Annotated in this window: 1 protein-coding gene and 1 pseudogene; both read left to right on the top strand. The window is 71.5% G+C overall.

Features of this window, described 5'->3' with window-relative positions:
• On the top strand, positions 1-724 hold a 724-nt coding region (locus tag AB0E94_RS53020; RefSeq protein ID WP_360344598.1), incomplete at its 5' end, for a hypothetical protein.
• Positions 709-1,309: pseudogene (locus AB0E94_RS53015) on the top strand (hypothetical protein); the annotation flags it as partial. The gene AB0E94_RS53020 and the pseudogene AB0E94_RS53015, both read left to right, overlap by 16 nt.

Below are 1,309 nucleotides of genomic sequence, written 5' to 3'. Positions count from 1 at the left end.
CTCCGACTTCGCCGGGCGCCCGCCCTGGACGCGGCCCGGATTCCTCGCCGCCGCAGCACTACTCCTGGCCGTCATCATCGTCGGGGTCCTGGTCGCGGTGTTCGCCACCGCCGACAGCAGCCCCGACATCGCCGGCCCTCCACCACCTGTGAGTCCGACCCCGCAGGACAGCGATGTCGCGCAGGCGCTACCCACGGCGGTGCCGACCACCGCGCCCGCCGAGGTGCGTTGGGAACTCGTCGGTCCGCTCACCGTTCCGGTCAGCGCCACCGCCGGCCCGAAGCAGAGCACCGCGACCACCGCGTCCGGCTTCACCCGAACCCCAGAAGGGGCCCTGATCGCGGCGGCGCAGCTCACCATGAGAGCCAGCCACACCCTCGGACCGGACTACTGGCAGCCCACCATCGAGCGTCAGTTCGTGGCCAGCGCCGACCGGGACCGACTGCTCGCCGAGTACCGCGCCACCGACAGCGGCCCCGCCGATCCTGGCGCGGTCAGTCGCATCGCCGGCTTCTCCTACCAGTCGTACACGCCCGACACCGCCGTGATCGGGCTGGTGCTGCGCGCACCGTCGGCCGGCACCCCCCGCTACCACGTGCTGTCGCTGACCCTGCTCTGGCGCGACGGCGACTGGCGCATGCAGGCCCCACCCGGCGGGGCGTGGGTCTCCATCAACCGCGTCACCAGTGACCTCACCGGGGTCGTCGAGTGGGGGCCACGGTAGTGCCGGACGACTGCCCCATCGTCAACCCTGTCTGCGTCCCAGGCCACGTCCTGGACACCACCGCCGGCCGGTTCCTCGACGAGCTGTCCGAGCAGGCGTCCGAGGCCGCCGCCGAAATGCTCAAAGCCCTGGTCGCCGGATGGTTGTCCATCCCCACCCCGCAGGTATCCCAGGGCTCCTGCCACACCAACGCATCCGGCAAGCTCGTCTGCGACGGCACCGTCGACTACCTCAGCGCCTACACCAACTGGGCGGTCGCCGCGCTCGCGGTGGGCGCGGTCCTCATCGGCGCGATCCGGCTCGCCTGGGAACGCAACGGCCGCGAGGCCGGCACCCTGGCCAAGGGCCTGGTAACCATGGTCGTGCTCGCCGGCGCCGGCGTTCCCGCCGTGCAACTGCTCATCGGTATCGGCGACAGCTACTCCGACTGGATCCTCAGAGCCGCCGCCGACGGTGACCTCGGCGGGCGACTGCGTGCCCTCGCACCGGCCGCCGCCACCAGTGGGCTAGCCCCCCTGATGGTGATGGGCATTTCGACCATGATGTTCCTGGCCACCCTGGTGCAGCTTCTGCTGCTGCTGGCCC

The sequence above is a fragment of the Actinoplanes sp. NPDC026670 genome (genome assembly GCF_040638175.1).
Taxonomy (GTDB): Bacteria; Actinomycetota; Actinomycetes; order Mycobacteriales; family Micromonosporaceae; genus Actinoplanes.
This window is presented reverse-complemented; position numbering and strand designations above follow the sequence as displayed.